Genomic DNA, 20,073 nt, shown 5'->3' on the forward strand with positions numbered 1-20,073 from the left:
GTCCTCGCTCACGCAATGTCCTTGGCATCAACAACCATCCCAAATGTCCACGTTTGACTCAATGGGAAATCGGTCCCGCGACGTGCTGACAAAAGACCCTTGCGCTCCCCCTGCCCGGCCCCCGACCAGGCCTTTCATCCTCTCCGGCCCACCGGGAAGCCCCTCCCGCCGCACACCGGTGTGACATGGCAGACGCCTTTCGTCCCACCAGTGATGGGATGTCTCACTTGTTCTCATTTGGGGGCTACGCCCCTCCGTTGCCGAGGGTTTGTGTGGGATGATGATGAAAGCTGCGGAGTTGCTGCTTCGTCAGCGTGGCGCCATGCGGGTCGACGACCGGGGCGCCGGATCAGGCGAGTGGTCTCACCACCGCGAAGTGCCGCGCCCGCCGCGCGGGCCGGCTGTGAATGCGCAACAAGCGGGAAATCCTCATGACTTGTGGCATCGTGGCAGCATCCTGTTGCTCTTTCCCCGTGCCGGACGGATCGTCGTGGCACCCTCCCGTCGGGTGCTGGGCGCCCCGGTCATGACGCGGAGACGACGCACGGGGAGACGGCGCATGGCCGGCCTCGCGGCCGCACTCGTCGTCGGTGGCGCGGTGACGCAGACCGCCTGTGGCGGTGCGCCCTCTTCCGCCCGCCCGCCCGGCTCGTACGACGCGGCGGTGCGGGCCGATTCTCCGGCCCTCTACCTGCCGCTCGGTGCCGGGAGTCCGGGGAAGCGATCCGCGGGCGCGGTCAAGGCCACCTACCATCACGCACCCGGCGTCACGTCCATGCCCAACGGGGACCGTGCCTCCGTGTTCGACGGGACCTCGCAGTACGTGGAGGTCCCGGACAGCGACCGGCTCTCCGTCACCGCGACCGGTGAACTGACCGTGGAAGCGTGGCTGCGGCCCGACACGCTGACCTTCGCCAAGACCGCCGGCGCCGGCTACGTCAACTGGCTCGGCAAGGTATCCGGCGGGGGAGGCCGGAACGAGTGGCTGGCGCGCATGTACTCGCGGGGCAACACCGAGGTCCGTGCCAACCGCATCAGCGGGTACGTCTTCAACCGCGACGGCGGACTCGGCGCCGGATCGTACTTCGAGGACCGGGTCAGGCCCGGCGAATGGATCCACTACGCACTGGTCATCAACACTCGCGAGAAGAGCCGCGCCTATCCCACCGGGTACGTCAAGGTCTACAAGAACGGGGCGCTCCGCGACCAGGACGCCCTCGACGACTACGACATCACCCCCAGCAACACCGGTGCCCCGATGAGGATCGGTGCCGCGGACGCCAAGTCGTACTTCAAGGGCGCCATCGGCAAGGTGGCCGTGTACGGCTCCGAGGTGCCCCAGTCCCGTCTCGCCGCCCATTACCGGGCCATGAGTGCGAGCCCCCGGGAACCCGTCGCCGGAACCTGACGCCCGCCCGCGGGAATCCGCCGGGTCGGCGACCGGGGTGCCGGGACGGTTCGTGACGCCTTCTGGACAGCCGCACTCCGCCGTGCTGTCATGTCCGCGGCGTCATTTCCAACGTTGTAGAAGCCGGGGTGCCCTCCGTTCCCGCGAAGGCGTCGCGGAGGTGCCGCGGAACCGGATCCGGATGATCCGGCGCCGTGGGTCCGGTCCTGCCGGACAGTACGGGACAACGTTGTCGCACCGCGGTCGGACCCCTCGTGGAAGGCAGGTCACCTGCATGTCAGTGAGCAGACGGAGAGTTCTCGCCCTGGGCTCAGGCGCGCTGGGAGCCGCGGCGCTCGCAGGCGCGTTCCCGGAGGGTGCGGTCGCCGCACCCCGGCCGCGAGCCGGGACGGCACCGGCCGACGCGTTCCAGAAGCTGCCGCCCGGAAGCGTGGTCGCCCGTGGCTGGCTCGCCGGACAACTCCGGCTGCAGCTGGCCGGTCTGTGCGGCACGTACGAGAACCTCTCGCACTTCCTCGACTTCTCCACGACCGGCTGGGTGCATCCCGAGCACGACGCCTGGGAGGAGGTGCCGTACTGGCTGCGCGGGTACATCCCGCTGGCGATCGCCACGGGCGACCCGCACGCGCTGACACGGTCGCGCGAGTGGGTGGACGGCATCCTCGCGACCCAGCAGGGCGACGGCTTCTTCGGACCGCGTGGCTTACGCACGGCACTCAACGGCGGACCGGACTTCTGGCCCTTCCTGCCGCTCCTGCAGGCTCTGCGAACGCACGAGGAACACACCCACGACCAGCGGATCGTGCCGTTCCTCGTCCGCTTCCTCCGCTACATGAACGCTCAGGGTCCGGGCGCTTTCAACACCAGCTGGGTGTCCTACCGTTGGGGCGACGGTCTCGACATCGCCGTATGGCTCCACCGTCGGACCGGTGAGGCGTTCCTGCTCGACCTCGCCGCCAAGATGCACACGTACGGCGCCGACTGGACCGGGGCCGTCCCGAGCCGGCACAACGTGAACATCGCCCAGGGCTTCCGGGAGCCCGCCCAGTACGGACAGCTGACCGGCTCCGCCGACCTCACCCGGGCCACGTACCGGGCCTATGACGCCATGATGGGAACCTACGGGCGTTTCCCCGGCGGCGGGCTGGCCGGTGACGAGAACTTCCGGCCCGGCTTCGCGGACCCCCGGCAGGGCTTCGAGACCTGCGGCATCGTCGAATTCATGGCCAGCCATGAGCTGTTGACGCGGATCACCGGCGACCCGGTGTGGGCGGACCGCTGTGAGGACCTGGCCTTCAACATGCTCCCGGCCTCTCTCGACCCCGACGGCAAGGCCATTCACTACATCACCAGCGCCAACAGCATCGACCTCGACAACCGCCCCAAGACACAGGGGCAGTTCCAGAACGGCTTCGCCATGCAGGCCTTCCAGGCGGGTGTCGACCAGTACCGGTGCTGTCCCCACAACTACGGCATGGGATGGCCGTACTTCACCGAGGAACTCTGGCTCGCCGCTCCCGACGGCGGTCTGGTCGCCGCGCTCTACGCCCCGAGCCGGGTCCGGGCCACGGTCGCCGGCGGAACGACGGTCACCGTCACGGAGGAGACGGGGTACCCCTTCCAGGACACGATCACCCTCACCGTCTCCACGCCGAAGCCCGTCCGCTTCCCGCTGCGGCTGCGCGTGCCCGGCTGGTGCAAAGGCCCCAGGTTGCAGGTCGACGGGACGGCGGTCGCGGCATCGGACGGCCCGTCCTGGGCGCTGATCGACCGCACCTGGCGCGACGGCGACGTCGTCCGTCTGCAGTTGCCGCAGAAGGCCCAGCTGCGCTCGTGGCCCGGCCTGCACGGCGCGGTCAGCGTCGAACAGGGGCCCCTCACCTATTCGTTGAAGATCGGCGAACGCTACGACCGCTACGCGGGAGACGACGCGTTCCCCGCGTACGAGGTCCACGCGACCACCGGATGGAACTACGGCCTCCTGCCGGACACCTCGCTGACCCCGGCGCGGACCGGCTCCGCCGTCCCGGACCAGCCCTTCACTCCGGCCACCGCGCCCGTGTACATCTCGGCGCGGGCCAGGAGGATCCAGGAGTGGGTCGCGGACGACGAACACGTCGTCGCACCCTTGCAGGACTCTCCCGCCCGCAGTGGCGCGCCGGTCGAGACGGTCACCCTCATCCCCATGGGCGCCGCGCGGCTCCGCGTCACGTCCTTCCCCACGGCGGCTCCCGACGGCCGGCCCTGGACGCCGGAACCACCCTTCCGCAGACTCGCCAACAAGAACAGCGGCAAGGTCCTGGCCGTCGACGGGATGTCGACCGAGAACAGCGCGCGCGTGGTGCAGTTCGACAACACGGGGACGGGCGACCACGCCTGGCAACTCGTCGACAGGGGCGACGGCTGGCACCTGATCCGCAACGGGAACAGCGGCAAGGTCCTCGGTGTCGACCGCATGTCGACGGACAACAGCGCGATCGTCGTGCAGTTCGAGGACAACGGAACCGACGACCATCTGTGGACGCTGGTGGACAACGGTGACGGCTGGTACCGCATCCGCAACAAGAACAGCGGCAAGGTCCTCGGCGTGGACCGCATGTCCACCGGCAACAGCGCGCAGGTGGTCCAGTACGACGACAACGGCACGACCGACCACCTGTGGCGCTTCCTGTGAACGGCTGAGCCCGAGCCCGGTGCGGCGGCGGATCGGCGGCGGTGCGCGGTCCGCCGCCGACCGGACCCCGCGCCGGTGACGTCCGCATGCCCCGTCAGGGTCCTCGGAAGTGGTCCCGCCGGTCCGCCGGGAGTCTGTCAGGATCGTCGTCCATGGAGATCGACATGACACCGGCCGACGTGGCCGACTTCCACCAGGTCCTGGCCGATCACTCCCGCTACTGGGGCGAACGGGACCTTCGCTCGCTGCATCTTCTGGCGCTGGTGCAGGAGTTCGGTTCCACGTGCCTGGTCGCCCGTGCCGAGGACGGCATCCGCGGGTACGTCCTCGGGTTCGTCACGCCGGACGGCACCGGTTACGTGCATCTGATCGCCACAAGGGACGACGCCCGCGGCACCGGTCTCGGACGCCGTCTGTACGAGGCGTTCGCCGATGCGGCGGAACGCCAGGGCGCACGGCGGTTGAAGGCGATCACGTCCGTCGGGAACACCGGCTCGATCGCGTTCCACCGCAGCATCGGCTTCGATGTCGGGATCACCGCCGACTACAACGGCCCCGGTCGGACCATGGCCGTCTTCCGGCGGGACCTGCCGCTCCCGCCCCGCCGTCTCAGGACGTCCGCGTGACCCGGTAGAGGAGCGGGCCGACGACGCCGGCACCCGTCTCGGATTGCTCGCCGCCCGGTCCAAGATGAAAGAGGTCCACTGCAAAGCGTGTGGCTGTTACGTGTTCGGGTTGTCGATGTAAGAGCCCTTGAAGCAGGTGTCGGAGCCGGCGTCGTCGACGCAGGCGATCACGCGGACCCCGTTGATGTTGTTCGAGGCTTCCCAGTAGCGCCCGTTGCGGGTGATGGTGCTGTTGTAGCCCTGGTCGTTGCGTAGGGTCGCGATGTCGAGCCCGTCAGGGTTGTAGCTGTCGTAGATGCGGAGGAAGGTGTAGACGGCGTGGCTGTCGCCCTTGGTGTCGGCCACGGTCTGGCTGATGTTGTTGACAGTGCAGCAGCCGCTCCACGACCAGGAAGCGCTGGCTGACACCCCTGTACCGGATGCGGAGCCCGAAGCGGCGAACGCCGTCGAGTTCGCGCCGAGTACCAGAGCGGCAGCGCTGCCTATGACACCCAGGGTGTACGAGATCCGCTTTGCGTTCATGTGCGTCGGGTTTCCTTTCGTGGGAAGTCGCACAGAGCATGGCCTTCCAAAACGGAATCGCTCAAGTCGAAATCCAGACTCGAACAGGCTGAAAGTGAGTGCTTCCGGCAGGGGCATCGGGCCTTTATCGGAAATCCATGGATTCTCGTCAACCGGATGCTGATTGCCCTGTTCGCCCGGCGGTAGCCAGCTCAGGCTGTTTCGCGCAGGATTCCGCCGAGAAAGCCTCGGCGAACCTCTTTCATCCTCTGTATCCATGGATCAGAAGGGCGTGGACGGCGGCGAGCCCTTTCCTGCCTGCCCGTCAGTCGGCCGCTTTGGCTCCCGTTCTCGAGCAGCCCCTCCGGCAGGCTCGCAGGAGGCTTGCCCGATCCTCGACGGCGCCCTGCTGTAGACCGACCGGATCGCCGCCGACCGGCCGTACCGCTCCGGGCATCGCCCGCGCCGCCGGGAGCGGTACACGATCTGACGACCGATTGCGCCTGCGACGGTGTGAGCCGGCAGGCCTTGCCCGGGGTCGTCGGTGGGCCATGCCGGTCGCTCATTCACGGATCCCCACCCTGACGGTCACCATCGAATGGCGCCATGGGTTTCGCGGCGGCCCCGATCGGCGCCACGACCATGCGCCTACCCCGTCATTCTATTTCTGACCGCCCTTCGGAGTGCGGTAGGAGAAAGGCGCCGCTCTCCGGCTACCGTCATTACGCTCCGAGCATGGTCACGGATTCCCGGCGGGTTCAGTGGCCGGTGATCGCCTGGCTGGCGATCAGCTCCTGGTAGGGAGTGCAGCGTGCGAGCAGCGCGGGGTGGTCGCCGGTGTCGGTGACGGTGCCCTGATCGAGCATGATCACGTGTTCGGCGTGCTGCACGGTGGTGAGCCGGTGGGCCACGACGAGGACGGCACGTGTTGTCGCGAGGTCTTCGATGACGGCGCGGAAGCGTTGTTCGTTGAGGCCGTCGAGCTGGCTGGTGGGTTCGTCGAGCAGCACGATGTCGGCGTCGGAGAGCAGGGCGCGGGCGAGGGCCATCCGTTGCCGTTGCCCCCCGGAGAGGTCTGTTCCGCGGCCCAGGTGGGTGTCGAGGCCCTGGGGCAGACGGGCGATGTCGTCGGTGAGGCCCACGGCGTCGAGGGCGTCGGTGAGTTCGGCGTCGGTCGCGGGGGTGGTGCGGCCGAGCTGGAGATTCTCGCGGGCGGTGGCCTCCAGGAGCGTGAAGGTCTGGTCGACGTAGGCGATGCGGGCGCGGAGGGCGTTCAGGGGCCAGTGCCGCATGTCGTGTCCCAGGACCGTGATGGTGCCGGAGGAGGGTCGGATGAACCGGTCGATGAGGGAGAGCGTGGTGGTCTTGCCGGCTCCCGAGGGGCCCACCACGGCGGTGAGCCCGGTACGGGCGGTGGTGAAGGAGATGCCCCGCAGGGTGGGACGGCCGGCTCCGGCGTGCGTGTAGGAGACGGAGTCGAAGGCGATGGCCGGTGCGTCGGGCAGCGGGGTGGGGGCGGCCCGGTCGTCGTCGGCCGGGTCGTTTTCCGGCGGCAGGAGCAGCAGACCGTTGCAGCGGTCGCGGGCGGCGAGTCCTGACTGCAGTCGGCCGAGTCCCGTGGCCACCGTGTTGACGGACGGGACGGCCTGTAGCAGGTAGAGGAGGAACGCGGCGAACGCGCCCGCCGTGATGTCGCCCGCGGCGAGGCGGGCGCCTCCGGTGAGGATCACGGCGATCATGGCCAGTTGGTTGCCGAGGGTGAGCACGGCGGGGATCAGGGTGCCCAGGCGGGCGCCTTCCAGGGAGACGGAGCGCAGCCGCTCCGCGTCCGCGGCCAGGGCGCGGGTGGCCAGCGGCTCGGCCCGGTTGGCCTTGATCGTGGTGAGTGCCTCCAGGTTCGCGGTGAAGCGCTGGGAGATGTGTCCGACGGCGTCCTGCTGACCGGTCACGTTGGCCCGCATCCGGCGCAGGACCAGCACCACCATGAGCGTCAGACCGGTCAGTGAGACGAGGGTGACCAGGGTGAGGACCCAGTCGATCCACATCATCACGCCCAGTGTCGCGGCGATGGTCACGGTGGCGAGGGGCAACTGGGTCGCCACGTCGACGACTTGGCGCAGGAGCAGGGCGTCGGAGGTGATCCGGGCGGCGAGTTCGCCGGTGCCCTGGGTCCGGACGACGGGCAGGGGCAGTCGCAGCGCGTGTTCCATCAGCGTGATGCGCAGCCGGTACGCCATGCGTTCGCCGATGCGCGCGAGCAGGAACCCGGAGCAGGCCTGGGTGAGGGCGCCCGCCGCGGCGGACGCGCACATCAGGGTGATGTGGCCGGCGAGTGGACGGTGCTCGGAGAAGTCGGTGATGACGTCCCGGAGGAAGAGGGGGAGGGCGAGGGTGGCGGCGGTGGCGGCGAGTGCGAGAAGCAGAGCGGCGGTGAGCGGGCCGGGTTCGGCGGTCAGTTCACGGCGCAACCGCAGGGGGCCCGTCGTGCGGGGAGCGGAAGAAAGGGACTCGTCGGCCACGGGGAACCTCTCTGATGGGCGTGGGCGCGTCATGTCCGGGCGAGCGCCGGACGGCGGGAGGGGTGCCGGGGCCTCGGCCGAGGCCCGGGGCGTGTGAGCGACGACCGGCCGGGCCGCTGGTGGCGGCCCGGCCGGCTGTGCCGTGTTGCCCCCTACGGGGCGGTGCCGACTAGAGGCAGAGGACCGTGCTCACGGTGCTGGTGCCGCAGTTCAGCACGCTCAGGGAGCTCGTGCTGGCGAGGGTGTCGTCGATCGGGGTGGCCTCGGTCTCGGGCAGGTCCATCGTCTGCAGGTCGAGGATCATCATGTCTGTTCTCCTTTGTCACTGACGGGTGGATCACCCGGCCGGGCGGCCGGGAGTCTGGGGTGCGCAACTCGGCTGTGCGTGCCGCGACTTGAGGTGAGGAGATCGAGGGACGGCCGGTCCGGTCCCGGCGGCGTCCGGCGGCGACGGCCATGAGCCCGGCGGTGGTCCGGCCGTTTCCGCCCGTGGGCTCAGCGAGGGGCGGGGCACTGGCCGGCCGTGGCCGGCGCCGGCCGGGTGGGGCCCGGCGGTGTCAGGTCGGCTCCGCTCGTCCAGGGGAGGAAGGGAGTGTCGGCCAGAGCGGTGCCCAGAGCCAGGAGCACACCGGCGGAGCCGGTCGCCAGGTCCGCGGAGAGCCGCAGGAGCTGGTCACCCGGGAAGGCGAGGTGGCCCTGGTAGGAGATCTGGTGGAGGGCCAGGAGTCGGCGGTGGCGGTCCAGCGCGGTCTGGCGGTGGACGGCCGGGCCCCAGCCGTCCGGGCCTTCGGCGGCGTCGGTGCCGTCCGCTCCGTCCAGGGTGTGCACGGAGCGCCGGGAGTCCAGGAGATGTGGGTGGGGCCGGGTGAGGGCGAGGTAGCCGATGAGCCCCGCGCGACCGTTGAACAGGCCGGGCTGGATGATGAATTCGGGTTCGGCGGCGCGGCCGATCGGTGTCCGGTGACGGGCTGTCGGACTGCCGGGGTGGTGGGCGAGCAGGGCGTCCAGGGTCAGCCCGATGCCGGTGCTGCCGGTTTCGATGTAGGGGAGCACCCGGTATCCGTCGAGGACCTGGACGGTGCCGTCCGCCGCGGTCACACACCGTTCGAGATCGAGTTGGAGCAGGGTCTCGGCCCGTTCGAGGAGAGCGTGGTCGCCGGTGTGCTCGTAGAGGCGGACCAGGGCGAGGGCCGCACCGGACGCTCCGCTCATCAGACCGGCTTTCCGGCGCCCGCTCGCGGGACCCTCCTTCTCCAGTTCGTCGGCCGAGGCCAGCGCGTGGACGAGGGCGGTGTCCAGCAGCCGGGAGTCGTCGGTGGCGCCGGCGAAGTGCAGCAGGGTCAGGGCGATGCCCGCGCGGCCCGATGAGAGGTCCGGACCCGGGGGGCTGTCCGGGACCGTGTCGGTGAGCCGCCGCAGCAGTCCGAGCGCGGCCTCCCGCTCGCCGAGCAGGTCGAGGGTGTAGGCCACTCCGTGGCCGCCGGTGTAGAGCCCGGGCCGGGCCGGGCGGGTGCGGGCGGCGTCGACGAGCCACCGGACGTGTTCGGCGTCCACTCCGGCGCCGGAGGCGTGGAGGGCGTACAGGACACCGGCGGCTCCGTGGGCCAGACCCAGGCTGCCCTGGGTGAACTGTGCGATGTCGCCGGGGAAGAGCCGGTCGTCGCGGTGGGGGGTGGCCATGGCCCGGATGCCGGCCGCGAGCGAGTCGCGGACGGCCGGCCAGTCGGCGGTCGGTCCGCTGAGCAGGGCCTGGGTCTCGGCCCTGCGCAGGCCCAGTTCAGGCCGGGGAGTGCGGCCGTCCGAGGGCGAGGGGGCGAGCAGACGGCGGATCTCCGCGGTGTATCCGGGAGGCACGGGGAAACGGCGCTCGATGACGTCGGCGAGTTCGGTGCCCTTGCCCGAGTCCAGGGCGGACAGCTGTGCCAGCGGCAGGAAGAGCCACAGACGGATCGCGGCCAGCCCGTACCGGTCGATCTCGGGGCCGGTGTATCCCGACGGGGCGGTGAAGCCGGCGGCCCCCAGCGCGGGACGTACGAACGAGTCGACGGGACTGGCGAGTTCGAAGTCGATGAAACAGATGTCGCCGTTCGGCCGGATGATCAGGTTGCGGGGATGGAGGTCCCCGAAGACCACACCACGGGCGTGCATACCGTCGAGGATGTGCTCGATCCGGTCCACGACGGCGATCGCCTCGCGGGTGTACTCGGCGACGGTGGTGTCGTCGGCGTCCGGATGGATGAGCGGGTACTTCGCGGTCAGCCACTCGCTCAGCGACTGTCCCTCGACGAACTCCTGGACCAGGAAACGGTGTTCCCACACGGTCAGCAGCTCGTGGAGCGCGGGGACTCCGGGGAGGCCCGACAGGCGGGCCATCATGTCGTGCTCCTGCTGCAGCCGGGCGACGGCGTCGACCCCGCGCTGGTCCAGTCCCGCATGGGGGCGGGCTTCCTTGAGCACCACCCGCGGACCGTCCGCGTCCTTGCGCCCCAGGTAGACGCCGCCCGCGTTGGAGAAGTGCAGCACCCGCTCGACGGTGTAGGGGAGTTCGGGCGTCTGCGGAGCGGCTCGTTCGGCGACGGCCGCTTCGACGAACTCGGGCACGGGTGCCCAGTCGGGGACCGAGAAGCCGGGACCGCGGACGTCGGGGACCAGCCGGCCGTCGGGGTCTTCGAGGGCCAGCACCCGCTGGCCGGCGTCGTTGTGGCAGTGGCGCTCGGCGAATCCTCCGTAGCGGAGGTACAACGGGCCTTCCCCCCAGCGCAGATCGCTGAGGATGTACGGGCCGCGGCGGCCGGCCAGCAGCGGGCCGAGCCCCTCCAGACATCGGCGCAGCTCGGTGTCGCCCACCGGATAGAGCGTGCAGAACTTTCCGCTCGAACCGCGTGGCGAGTACTTGGAGTTCTGCATCTGCAGGATGGGCAGCCCGCGCAGGAACTTGAACGTGATGTGCTCACGCAGACAGTAGTCGTAGACCTGCTCCAGCACCGCCTCGGCGTCCTCCGCGCACGAGGACACGTGGATCTTCCAGCCCTGCGGGGGCAGTTGTACGTCCTGGGGGCGCACCACCGCCCAGATCTCCAGGTCGCCGCGCTCCCATCCGGTGGGCAGCGGCCGGCTGACGGCCGTGAACTCCTCCTGCGCGCCCCAGCGTCGGGGCGAGTCGTAGAAGATCGGGTCTGCGTAGGCGTAGGCCTCGTACCGGTTGTCCATCGGACTTCTCCTCAGGGCAGGGACGTGTGCAGGCGGGACGGCAAAGGGGAACGGGGATCCGGCCGGCCTGGGGAGCGGGGAGGAGGAAGACGCGTCGGCCCGGGGAGCGGGAGCGGGTCACGCGGCTTCGGGAGGTGGCCGCTTCCCTGGCAGGGCTGCGACGACTCGAAGTATCGGGAAAGCGATACTTCGTCCACAACGGCGCGAAAGAAGGTTTTTCCGAAGATATTCACCCCGGCGTGACGGAGGGTCCGGCGATCCTCGAGAGCGCCGAGGCGCGCACCGGATCACCGGGGCGGCCCGCCGCGCCGCGCCGCCGGTGGCGCGGCCGCGACCGGTACGGTCCTTCCGGCTCTGCGGCCAGGGGATTTCGCGGGAGCGGGCCGGGCCGGCGATCCCGGCCGATTGGGCCCTGGGAGTGCGGTTGAAACGGCATATGCCCGATGCGGGACGATGTGGGGTATGACCCGGGTGCGGCCTCCGTCCCTGGACGGCGGATTTGTCGTACCGGAGCAGGAGGTGGGCGGCTGCCCCCTCGGGCCGCCCGGACTCCTCCGCGAGCCCGGTGGCGGGCCGCCCGGACGACGCCCGTCCGCCCGGGAGCCGCGGCCGGTCCCACGGGGCTGGGCGCGGGATTCGCGGGTGCCATCGTGCGACGGGGGCCTGCCGGGTGTCGAAGCCCGTCGGATGCGCGGGACGTCGCCCGTACATCCGTACGCTACTATTCACCTCGTGCCGGTCGGAGGCAGTCACTCCGGTTGGTGACGCGTCGGTGGTCCAAGGAAAGACGCCCCGCTTCCTGCGGGGAAATGCAGGTGCAAGGCCTGCCCGGCGCTCCGTCGAAAACCCTGTCCCGCACAGTGCGGGACAGGGTTTTCCGCTGTCCGGAGCCACTTCGGCCCCGCCCGGTGCCCGCGTGCCGTCGGGGGCGCCTCCAGGCACGGAGACGGGTGCGGCGTGGTGCGCGCGGCGCATCGACCTCCGGGACGGGGCGTCAGATGCCGTGGCCGCCGGATGCGACGGACAGCGCCGGTCCGCCCTTCGGACGGTCGGCCCCGTCGCCTCGTAGCTTCGTAGCCCCGTACTCCCGTCGGCACGGGCCTTCCGGCGGTCCCGTGCTCCACGTCCGTTCCCCCTCGACGGCCAGGGCGTGCCGGAGAGGGCGCACGAAGGACGTGGAGTCCCCGCCCGCCACGTCCAGCGGGTCGCCGGGCTCCCGCCGCGGCCGGGGCCTGTCGGCGCCACCGCGTTGCCGCGCGCCGACCGCGACGGAACGGGCGGCGGTGCCGTCCCGGTGTCCCGCCCGTCGGTGTCCGCACGGTGAGTCCCGGTGCCCGGCGGCGTGAGCGGCGGCCTGCTGTTCCGGGCGGCGTCGGGTAACCCGACGCCGCCCGGACCCGACTCCCCTGTGGCGGCCGCGACCGTGCTCGGAGGCGGCGTGAAGCGGTCAAGTCCCGTCGGCTGCCGGGGACGGGTCCGTTCCGCCGCCGGACCGGCCGTTCGTCCGGGTGTCCGTCGCGAGTCGCGTACGCGGTGCGCCGCCCGCGCGCCCGCCGGGGATCGGAGGACGGCCCTCAGTAACTCAGTACCTCAGTAGTAGTGCCGCCGTCCGCCGACCTCACGGCCGACCGCTCCCAGGATCCACAGCACGACGCCGATCGCGACCAGGATGATCCCGATGGTCCAAAGGATTCCGATGCCGGCGACGAGGCCGATGACGAGCAGGATGACTCCGAGGATGATCATGGCGTCCTCCGGTGGCGGGACGTCGTCTGCGGGCGTCCCCTTCCCCTGCCGCGTTTCCTGTGTCGCGCGGGATAAACACGGGCTCGCCCCAGCCGCCCTCGTCCCGGCCTTCGTGACCGGGTACGGCACGGCGCGTCCGGCGGTCCGTCGACAATGAACGCGTCATCACGTCGTGCGGAGAAGCCCACCGCATCGTCTGCACAAAGGAGGCGGCATGGCCGACAGCGGTCGCGGATACGTCAGGGACCGGCGCGGGTGCCGTCATTGGGGCCCGCACGGCGCGGCGGGACTGCTCCTGCGCCAGGACGGCCGGTTCCTGCTCCAGCGCCGCTCCTGGCGGGTCCATCACGGCCGCACCTGGAGCATTCCGGGCGGCGCGCTGCACGCCGGTGAAAGCCCGTGGGAGGGGGCCCGCCGGGAGTTCGCGGAGGAACTGGGCGGTGTTCCGGAGATCCGCCGGATCCACACCTTCGTGGACGATCACGGCGGCTGGGCCTATCACACCGTCGTCGCGGAGGTCACCGGGTCCTTCTCCCCGCGTCGTGGCGACGGCGAAGGGGCCGCCTACCGGTGGTGCGCTCCCGACGAGGTCGGCTCGCTCCGTCTGCACCCCGGATTCGCTGCCACCTGGCCGCAGTTGCTGGCGGAGCTGGACGGACTTCGATGACTCCCTCCCGCTCCCGCTCTCGGGAAGCGGGAAGCGGGAACGCGGTGGGGCCGGGCCGCGTCGGCGGCCCGGCCCCGTGTCGTCATGCCACGCCGCTCAGGACGGTGTCACGCCGAACACCTTTGAGAGGATCAGTTTCGTCAACTGGTCGGAGGGGGCGGACCCGTCCGGCGACTGGTTGAGGTTGACCAGGACGACGACGGTCGCCTTCCGCTTCGGGTCGTAGCCCACGAAGCTGTTGTATCCGGGGATCTGGCCGTCATGGCCGAGGAAGCCGGAGAAGTCGACGATCCCCAGGCCGTACGTGGGTGCGCCCGGCACGTCCGAGGTGGGGACGAAGGTCAGCCGCTCGCGCTGGGTCCGCGGGCTGAGGAGCTTCCCCTCGGCGAGCGCGGGGGCCCAGCGGAGCAGGTCGTCCAGGGTGGAGATGCCGCCGCCGGCCGCCCAGGCCCACGAGGGGTTCACGTCGGTGACGTCCATCGGGTTGCCCGCCGACCAGTCGGCCCACGCGGCGTCCTTCCCGGTGAGCACCGGTGCGGTGAGGCTGTCCACGTTGCTGATGAACTGGTAGCCGCGCGGATGGGGCGAGGGGAAGGCCGTGTCGGTGGCCAGGTTGGTCTCCGGCATGCCGACCGGGCGGAAGATGCGGTCGCGCATCAGGGACGGGAGTGGCCGGTGGGTGATCTGCTCGGCGATCAGCCCGAGCAGCACGTAGTTGGTGTTGGAGTAGTGCCAGCCCTGCCCCGGCGGGAAGTACGGCTGGTGCCGGAAGGCGATCGCGAGCAGCTCCTCGGGCGTCCACTGCGTCTCGGGACGGTCGTCGAGCACCTGGTTGAAGTGCAGGTCCTCGCTGTAGTTGTAGAGGCCGCTGGTCATCTGGAGCAGCTGGCGGATGGTGATGTCGCGCCCGTTCGGCACGTCGGGCCGGTAGCGCGAGACCGGGTCGTCCAGCCTGATCCGGCCCTGGTCGACGAGCTCCAGGATCACCGTGGCGGTGAAGGTCTTGGTGATGCTGCCGACCCGGAAGTGCCCGTCGGCAGTGATCGGCTTGCCCGTCCTGAGGGACTCGGTGCCGAGCGTCCTGGTCCAGGTGCCCCACTGCGGAGTGCGGATCGACACCACCGCTCCGGGGACGCGCAGCCGCTGCATCTCCGCGATCAGATCGGGCGTCAGGGTCTTGGCGAAGGGCGGGGCGCCGTCCTTCGGGTGGTGGACGTCGCTGACGCCGACGGGCGCGGCCAGGGCCGGTGCGACGGGTGCCAGGGCCAGCAGCGTGGCGGAGAGCAGGACGGTGAGCCGGGAACGCCGCCGGAGCGCGGGGGTGCGGCGGCGTACGAGGGAACGGGGGAGCCGGGTCGGCATGGTGGGTCCGTTTCGTCCGGTGGATCTACGACCCCAGGGATACCGCCCGGCCGCGGCGGCGGTGCTCCGTTGGGCCACCGGTGGGCGTTTTCGCGGCCGACGGCCCGCCCGGCTTCGGAGCGAGTGCGCGACCGTGCCCGCCCTGGTGCCCGTGTCCGTACCGGTGTTCTCGGCGGGGCGGGACCCCGCCGCAGGCCGGCCGTCCCGCGCTCTCCGACCGGGGTGGCGGCGGGCAGTCGGCGGTCAGCCGGCATCCGGCCGATCCGAAGCCCGCCGGACTCGTGCGTTCCCGCCGTACGAGGGAGGCGTCGCACGGCCGGGGCCCGGCCCCAGGCAACCGAAAGGCTCGAACCCACGTCTCGTTTCAGGAGACGGTTCCATCAGGCGCCCCACCGGTGACATGAGATGACTCATGCGCGCACCGCGGGGGAACTCCGCTGCGTGGATCGTCGATTTGTTAGATTGCGCAACCGTGCAACTCGAGCAGGCGTCCGCTTCATCCGCCCGTACACCGCAGTACACGCCCGGCCGCACCTCTCGAGGGCCGGACCGACGGGCCCGACGGTTCATGGGAGTGGGAGATGAGCGACCCCTGGGACGGCCCGGGCGGCCAGGCCACGCGCAACCGGACGTCCCGGGTTCCCGGACAGCGCACGACGGACCCCGAGGAAGCGCCTCTTCCGGGTGGCCGGGGCGCGTCGGGAACGGGCTCCCGCTCGCACGGCGGCAGACGGGGGCGCCGGGCCGGACGCGGCAGGCGGGTGCTGAGGGTCGCCGGTATATGCCTCGCGCTCCTCGTGCTGGGCACGGCGGGGGCCGGCTGGTGGTTCTACGAGCACCTGAACGGCAACATCGACACCCTTCCGCTGGACGGCAAGGGTGGCACGGAGAAGGCGGACGCGTTCGGCCGCACCCCGATCGACATCCTGGTGATGGGCTCGGACGGCCGCACGAGCAAGGCGGACTGCAAGCTCGGCGGCGGCTGTGCCCGGACCGGGGTGCAGACGGGCAGCAACGCCGACGTGCAGATGGTGGTGCACGTGTCCGCCGACCGCTCCAACGCCACCGTGATGAGCATCCCGCGTGACACGATGACCCGTGTCCCGGCCTGCAAGGACAGCGAGACGGGGCAGTCGACGGCCGGTTACTACGGCCAGATCAACAGCGCGCTGCAGTACGGACCGGCCTGTCAGGTGGCGACCGTCCACCAGCTCACCGGCATCCCGATCAGCCACTTCGTCAAACTCGACTTCTCCGGTGTGGTCAAGATGTCCGACGCCGTCGGCGGCGTCGACGTGTGCGTCGACAACGACGTCTACGACACCTACTCGCACCTGAAACTGTCCAAGGGCGACCACACCCTCAAGGGCGTCGCGGCGTTGCAGTTCGTCCGTTCCCGGCACGGCTTCGGCGACGGCAGCGACCTGGGCCGTACGGTCTCCCAGCACATCTTCCTCGGTGCGATGATCCGCAAGTTCAAGAGCGCGGGCACCCTCACCGACCCCAGCGCCGTGTACCACCTCGCGGACGCCGCCACCAAGGCGCTGACCGTGGACGAGGGCCTGGGCACCGTGAAGAAGCTGATCGGGCTCGCGTCCGACCTGGACAAGGTGCCGTCGAAGCGGATGACCTTCACGACGATGCAGACGGCGCCCGACCCGGCCGACAAGAACCGTGTGGTGGTGGGCGCGGGCGCGAAGAGCCTGTTCGCGACGATCGCCGACGACAAGTCGCTGACCACCGGATCGGGCAAGAAGTCCGCGGCGGCCTCCGCGACCGAGAAGCCCACCGCCCCGGCCGTGCCCGCCGCCGAGGTCGCCGTCACGGTGGAGAACGGCACCGGGATCACCGGCCGTGCCTCCGTCGTCGCCGGCGCGCTCACCGGGAAGGGCTTCAGCCCCAGGACGACCACCGGCAACGCCCCGGGCTCGGCCACCACCACGACCCTCACCTACGGCGCGGGAGAGAAGGGTGCGGCCCGGACGGCCGCCAAGGCCCTGGGACTGCCCGCCTCGCATCTGAAGCAGGGTACCGGCCCGGGTCTGGTCCTGGTGGTCGGCAGTGACTGGCCCAGTGGCAGCACCTACCCCGGCGGCCCGTCGTCCGCCCCGGCCGACAGGAAGGCCGCGGTCGCCGACGCCCACGCCTCCACCGCCGAGGCCAGGAAATGCGCCAACGTCAGCCCCTACAGGACGGTCAGCCTCGACGGAGTCCCCATGACTCCCGCACAGGCCTACGCGGCGGCGCGGAACAAGCCGGACTCCGACGAGTGAAGCTGCCGGGCACCGTCACCCGGTGCCCGAGGCTTCAGGCCGTGTCCGGGGGAGGCCGGCGCCCCGGCGGCTCAGGAACCGGAGGAGCTCCCGTCGCCGAGGGGCCAGGCCTCGATGTCGCGGTAGTGGATCGGTCCGCTGCTGCGTCCGAAGTTGCTGCCGACCAGGTGCAGACGTTCGGCGGGCCACCGCCGGCCGGTGAACCCGGCGATCCCGCGGGCGATCTCGCCCGTCGAGGAGTGGTCCCCCCTGCGGGCGCGGGCCAGCGTCAGATGGGGGCGGAAGGGCCGTTCCTCGAGGACGACCCCGCACTCCTCGACGGTGGAACGTACATCCATGGCGAGCGCGTACAGCGCGTCGAGGTCTCCGTCGATCCCGCTCCACAGCACACGGTCGTCGAAGCTGCCGCTGCCGCGCAGGGCCAGGGACAGTGACCGGCGGGCCGCCGCGAGGCCGGCGAGCGGCGGCCGCAGGAGAGGAACCGTCCCGACCGGCAGTTCCCCGAGGAACGCCAGGGTGATGTGCCAGTCCTCGATGCGGTTCCACCGCATCTGGGGGTGCGTGGCGTAGGCGGGGCGCAGCTCGCGGGCCAGTTCTTCCTTCGCGTGGTCGGGCGGGGCGAGGGCGATGAACACGCGGACGGTCGCGGGTCGGGTCTGATCGTGCACAGCAGCCTTCATACCCCACCTTTCGCCGGCGGTGACGTCCCCGCCGTGTGCCGTGGGCCACGCCCGGGCGTCAGCCCTCCTCGCGCAGGCCCCACGGCGAGCCGTACTCGCCGAGCAGGTCGAGGAAGGGGCGGGGCGGCAGGGCCTCCGGGCCGAGGACACCGCTCGCCGACCAGGCTCCGCCCGCGATGAGTTCGAGGGCGACGACAGGGTTCACCGCCGTCTGCCACACGACCGCCTGGGATCCGTACTCCCGCATCGACCACTGGTTGTCGACCACGTGGTACAGGTAGACCTCACGGGCCGAGCCGTCCTTGGTCCCCTTGACCCAGGTGCCCGCACAGGTCTTGCCGGTCATGCGGTCGCCCAGTGTGGCCGGGTCGGGCAGACAGGCGGCGACCACGTCGCGCGGGGAGATCTCCACGGGCCCGTCCGCCGAAGGGACGGTGACCTTCTTCGTGGAGTCCAGGCCCAGCTCGTGGAGCGTCTTCAGCTTGGCGATGAAGTCGTCGCCGAGGCCGTACTTGAACGTCACCCGGCGGGCGTCCACCCAGCGCGGGATGAGCAGGACCTCCTCGTGCTCGACGTTGACGCACTCCACCGGGCCGATGCCCTCGGGGAAGTCGAAGACCTCCGGTTCGCTGAAGGGAGCGGTGGTGAACCAGCCGCGGTCCCTCTCGTAGACCACCGGGGGGTTGAGGCACTCCTCGATGGTCGTCCAGATGCTGAAGGAGGGGGCGAAGTCGTAGCCCTCGACCGTCAGGTTCGCGCCGTCGCGGACGCCGATCTCCTCGATCTCGTCGAAGAGTTCGTCGGCCGCGTACCGGGCGAAGACGTCCGACAGGCCCGGCTCGACCCCCATGCCGACCAGGGCCAGCCGTCCGGAGTCCTCCCAGGCCCCGGCCTGTTCGAACTGGGCGTCGCCGAGCTTGACGCCGCACTGCTCGTAGGGCCGGGTGGCGTGCGGCGCGGACAGGGACATCGCCATGTCGAGATAGTGGGTGCCCGCGGCGCGGGCCGCGCCGAACAGCGGCATCACGAACCGCGGGTCGGTCGCGTTGAGCAGCGCGTCGCACCTCTCCTCGGTGAGCAGGCGGCGTACCGCGTCCTCGTCGGAGGCGTCCAGACGCCTCGCGCTGAACCGGTCCCCGTGTTCCTCCAGCGCGGCGACGGCGGCCTCGGCACGGGCGAGGTCGTAGTCCGCGACGACCATGTGGGTCAGGAAGCCGCGACGGGCCGCGATCCGGGTGACGGCCGTGCCCACGCCGCCCGCGCCCACGAGAAGTACTCGCATGTCACACACCTTTCGTCGCCCGGGGACGAGTGCCTCCCGGTCGGACAGATGCAAAGGGATGCCCTCGGTTAAGGTCAATAGTGTTGGCATAAGGGTCACCGGCGCACGGTGAGCGGAAAGGGGCGGCATGGCGAAACAGGTGGTGCCGGAGACGGAGCGGCGCAGACGCCGGCCGACGCGGCAGGGCACGGTGCTGTCCGAGAAACTGATCGTGCGGACGGCGTTGCGGATGCTGCGGGAGCACGGCAGCACCGGGCTGACGGCGCGCAGGCTGGGCGCGGCCCTCGGCGCCGACCCCAGCACCCTCTACCGGTACTTCGCCGGACTGGACGACCTGACCAGGGCCATCGGCGAGGAGCTGATGGGGCGGGCGCTGGACACCTGGACGGCCACCGGGGAGTGGCGGTCCGACCTGAGGGCGCTCGGCCGGGCCGTCCACGCCTCCTACCTCGCCGATCCCCAGGCCGCCGTGCTGACCGCCAGCCGGGTCACCGGCCGGCCGCGGGAGATCGCGGTGGACGAGACGATCCTGGGCATCCTGCGCGGCGCGGGCTTCCCGGACGCGGACGCGGTCGTCGTCTACCACGCGTTCATCGACCTCACCCTGGCGTTCGCGGCCCTGGACGCCGGGACGCTGGCGCTCACGGACGAGGCCCGCGCGGCGGACGAGGAGATGTGGCGGTCCACCTACGCCGAACTGCCCGCCGGCACCCATCCGCACATCGCGGCCACCGCGCGGCTCCTGGCCGGACGGATGAACCACAGCGCCTACCCCGTCGTCCTCGACACCCTGCTGAACAGCGCGGCGGAGCAGCTCGCCTGGGCGCACGCGCGGCGCCATCCCGACCCCGCGGACACGTGAAAAGCCTGGGGCCGGGGCTTATGCCAACGCCATTGTCCCCGGCGCGGTGGAACGGGACCGGAACGACACGGACCGGCCGGGTGCTCCGGCGGAACACCGAGGTCGGCCATATGGACAGCGCGAGAGTCGGCATGCTCTGATTCCCAGGGATGATCTCTTCGGGCGCGGGCCCGAGGCCGCGTATCGTCCCGCACCGCCGCACCGCCGCACCGCCGCACCGCCGCACCGCCGCACCGCCGCACCGCCGCACCGCCGCACCGCCG

General features: G+C 71.0%; 14 protein-coding genes. 6 read left to right on the plus strand and 8 right to left on the minus strand.

What is annotated here, in order from left to right; all coding sequences use genetic code 11:
- Positions 1–559: 559 nt before the first annotated feature.
- From CW362_RS38290 to CW362_RS38300, 3 genes are all read left to right on the plus strand, one after another.
- Positions 560–1,408, plus strand: a complete 849-nt coding sequence (locus CW362_RS38290; protein ID WP_103554202.1) for a LamG domain-containing protein — start codon at positions 560–562, stop codon at positions 1,406–1,408.
- 274 nt (positions 1,409–1,682) lie between these two features.
- On the plus strand, positions 1,683–4,082 hold the full coding sequence (locus CW362_RS38295; protein ID WP_103554203.1) for a beta-L-arabinofuranosidase domain-containing protein: 2,400 nt from the start codon (positions 1,683–1,685) through the stop codon (positions 4,080–4,082).
- A gap of 152 nt (positions 4,083–4,234) precedes the next feature.
- The gene (locus CW362_RS38300; protein ID WP_103554204.1) at positions 4,235–4,708 is read left to right on the plus strand and encodes a GNAT family N-acetyltransferase; all 474 of its coding nucleotides are present in this window, start codon (positions 4,235–4,237) and stop codon (positions 4,706–4,708) included.
- 96 nt (positions 4,709–4,804) lie between these two features.
- Here CW362_RS38300 and CW362_RS38305 read toward each other — a convergent pair whose 3' ends face one another.
- The 5 genes from CW362_RS38305 to CW362_RS43935 all read right to left on the minus strand — a co-directional run bounded on the left by CW362_RS38305 (position 4,805) and on the right by CW362_RS43935 (position 12,684).
- Positions 4,805–5,116 carry a hypothetical protein gene (locus CW362_RS38305; RefSeq protein WP_162684368.1) on the minus strand — a complete coding sequence of 104 codons (312 nt, stop codon included), beginning with the start codon at positions 5,114–5,116 and terminating at the stop codon, positions 4,805–4,807.
- An 851-nt stretch (positions 5,117–5,967) separates the two neighbouring features.
- Positions 5,968–7,728 carry an ABC transporter ATP-binding protein gene (locus CW362_RS38310; protein WP_240658264.1) on the minus strand — a complete coding sequence of 587 codons (1,761 nt, stop codon included), beginning with the start codon at positions 7,726–7,728 and terminating at the stop codon, positions 5,968–5,970.
- A 169-nt stretch (positions 7,729–7,897) separates the two neighbouring features.
- The gene (locus CW362_RS38315) at positions 7,898–8,035 is read right to left on the minus strand and encodes a SapB/AmfS family lanthipeptide (protein ID WP_103554207.1); all 138 of its coding nucleotides are present in this window, start codon (positions 8,033–8,035) and stop codon (positions 7,898–7,900) included.
- A 188-nt stretch (positions 8,036–8,223) separates the two neighbouring features.
- Positions 8,224–10,938 carry a class III lanthionine synthetase LanKC gene (lanKC, locus tag CW362_RS38320; protein WP_103554208.1) on the minus strand — a complete coding sequence of 905 codons (2,715 nt, stop codon included), beginning with the start codon at positions 10,936–10,938 and terminating at the stop codon, positions 8,224–8,226.
- A gap of 1,590 nt (positions 10,939–12,528) precedes the next feature.
- Complete coding sequence (locus tag CW362_RS43935) at positions 12,529–12,684, minus strand: DUF6131 family protein (protein ID WP_167455657.1); 156 nt, start codon at positions 12,682–12,684, stop codon at positions 12,529–12,531.
- A 214-nt stretch (positions 12,685–12,898) separates the two neighbouring features.
- On the opposite strand from CW362_RS43935, the gene CW362_RS38325 reads away from it, so the two are divergent.
- Positions 12,899–13,351, plus strand: a complete 453-nt coding sequence (locus CW362_RS38325) for an NUDIX domain-containing protein (RefSeq protein ID WP_103554209.1) — start codon at positions 12,899–12,901, stop codon at positions 13,349–13,351.
- 96 nt (positions 13,352–13,447) lie between these two features.
- On the opposite strand, the gene CW362_RS38330 is transcribed toward CW362_RS38325, so the two are convergent.
- Positions 13,448–14,713: a serine hydrolase domain-containing protein gene (locus CW362_RS38330; protein WP_240658265.1), complete on the minus strand. Its 1,266-nt coding sequence runs from the start codon at positions 14,711–14,713 to the stop codon at positions 13,448–13,450.
- A gap of 581 nt (positions 14,714–15,294) precedes the next feature.
- Here CW362_RS38330 and CW362_RS38335 point away from each other — a divergent pair.
- Entirely contained in the window at positions 15,295–16,986 is a 1,692-nt protein-coding gene (locus CW362_RS38335) for an LCP family protein (protein WP_206301201.1), read from the plus strand.
- A 71-nt stretch (positions 16,987–17,057) separates the two neighbouring features.
- Here CW362_RS38335 and thpR read toward each other — a convergent pair whose 3' ends face one another.
- Both thpR and CW362_RS38345 read right to left on the minus strand, forming a co-directional pair.
- A complete protein-coding gene (gene thpR / locus CW362_RS38340; protein ID WP_240658266.1) occupies positions 17,058–17,654 on the minus strand; it encodes an RNA 2',3'-cyclic phosphodiesterase in 597 nt (198 codons plus the stop codon).
- A gap of 70 nt (positions 17,655–17,724) precedes the next feature.
- Positions 17,725–18,948, minus strand: coding sequence for a saccharopine dehydrogenase family protein (locus CW362_RS38345; protein ID WP_103554212.1), 1,224 nt, complete (start codon positions 18,946–18,948; stop codon positions 17,725–17,727).
- 127 nt (positions 18,949–19,075) lie between these two features.
- On the opposite strand from CW362_RS38345, the gene CW362_RS38350 reads away from it, so the two are divergent.
- Complete coding sequence (locus tag CW362_RS38350) at positions 19,076–19,810, plus strand: TetR/AcrR family transcriptional regulator (protein ID WP_103554213.1); 735 nt, start codon at positions 19,076–19,078, stop codon at positions 19,808–19,810.
- Positions 19,811–20,073 lie beyond the last annotated feature (263 nt).

Origin of the sequence: Streptomyces populi (genome assembly GCF_002911015.1) — a bacterium.
In the GTDB taxonomy this organism is placed as follows: domain Bacteria; phylum Actinomycetota; class Actinomycetes; order Streptomycetales; family Streptomycetaceae; genus Streptomyces; species Streptomyces populi.

Coding starts and splice junctions, on each gene's coding strand:
- CW362_RS38290 (WP_103554202.1), top strand. CDS start 560: ATGGCCGGCCTCGCGGCCGCACTCGTCGTCGGTGGCGCGGTGACGCAG.
- CW362_RS38295 (WP_103554203.1), top strand. CDS start 1,683: ATGTCAGTGAGCAGACGGAGAGTTCTCGCCCTGGGCTCAGGCGCGCTG.
- CW362_RS38300 (WP_103554204.1), top strand. CDS start 4,235: ATGGAGATCGACATGACACCGGCCGACGTGGCCGACTTCCACCAGGTC.
- CW362_RS38315 (WP_103554207.1), bottom strand. CDS start 8,035: ATGATGATCCTCGACCTGCAGACGATGGACCTGCCCGAGACCGAGGCC.
- lanKC (WP_103554208.1), bottom strand. CDS start 10,938: ATGGACAACCGGTACGAGGCCTACGCCTACGCAGACCCGATCTTCTAC.
- CW362_RS43935 (WP_167455657.1), bottom strand. CDS start 12,684: ATGATCATCCTCGGAGTCATCCTGCTCGTCATCGGCCTCGTCGCCGGC.
- CW362_RS38325 (WP_103554209.1), top strand. CDS start 12,899: ATGGCCGACAGCGGTCGCGGATACGTCAGGGACCGGCGCGGGTGCCGT.
- CW362_RS38330 (WP_240658265.1), bottom strand. CDS start 14,713: ATGCCGACCCGGCTCCCCCGTTCCCTCGTACGCCGCCGCACCCCCGCG.
- CW362_RS38335 (WP_206301201.1), top strand. CDS start 15,295: ATGAGCGACCCCTGGGACGGCCCGGGCGGCCAGGCCACGCGCAACCGG.
- CW362_RS38345 (WP_103554212.1), bottom strand. CDS start 18,948: ATGCGAGTACTTCTCGTGGGCGCGGGCGGCGTGGGCACGGCCGTCACC.
- CW362_RS38350 (WP_103554213.1), top strand. CDS start 19,076: ATGGCGAAACAGGTGGTGCCGGAGACGGAGCGGCGCAGACGCCGGCCG.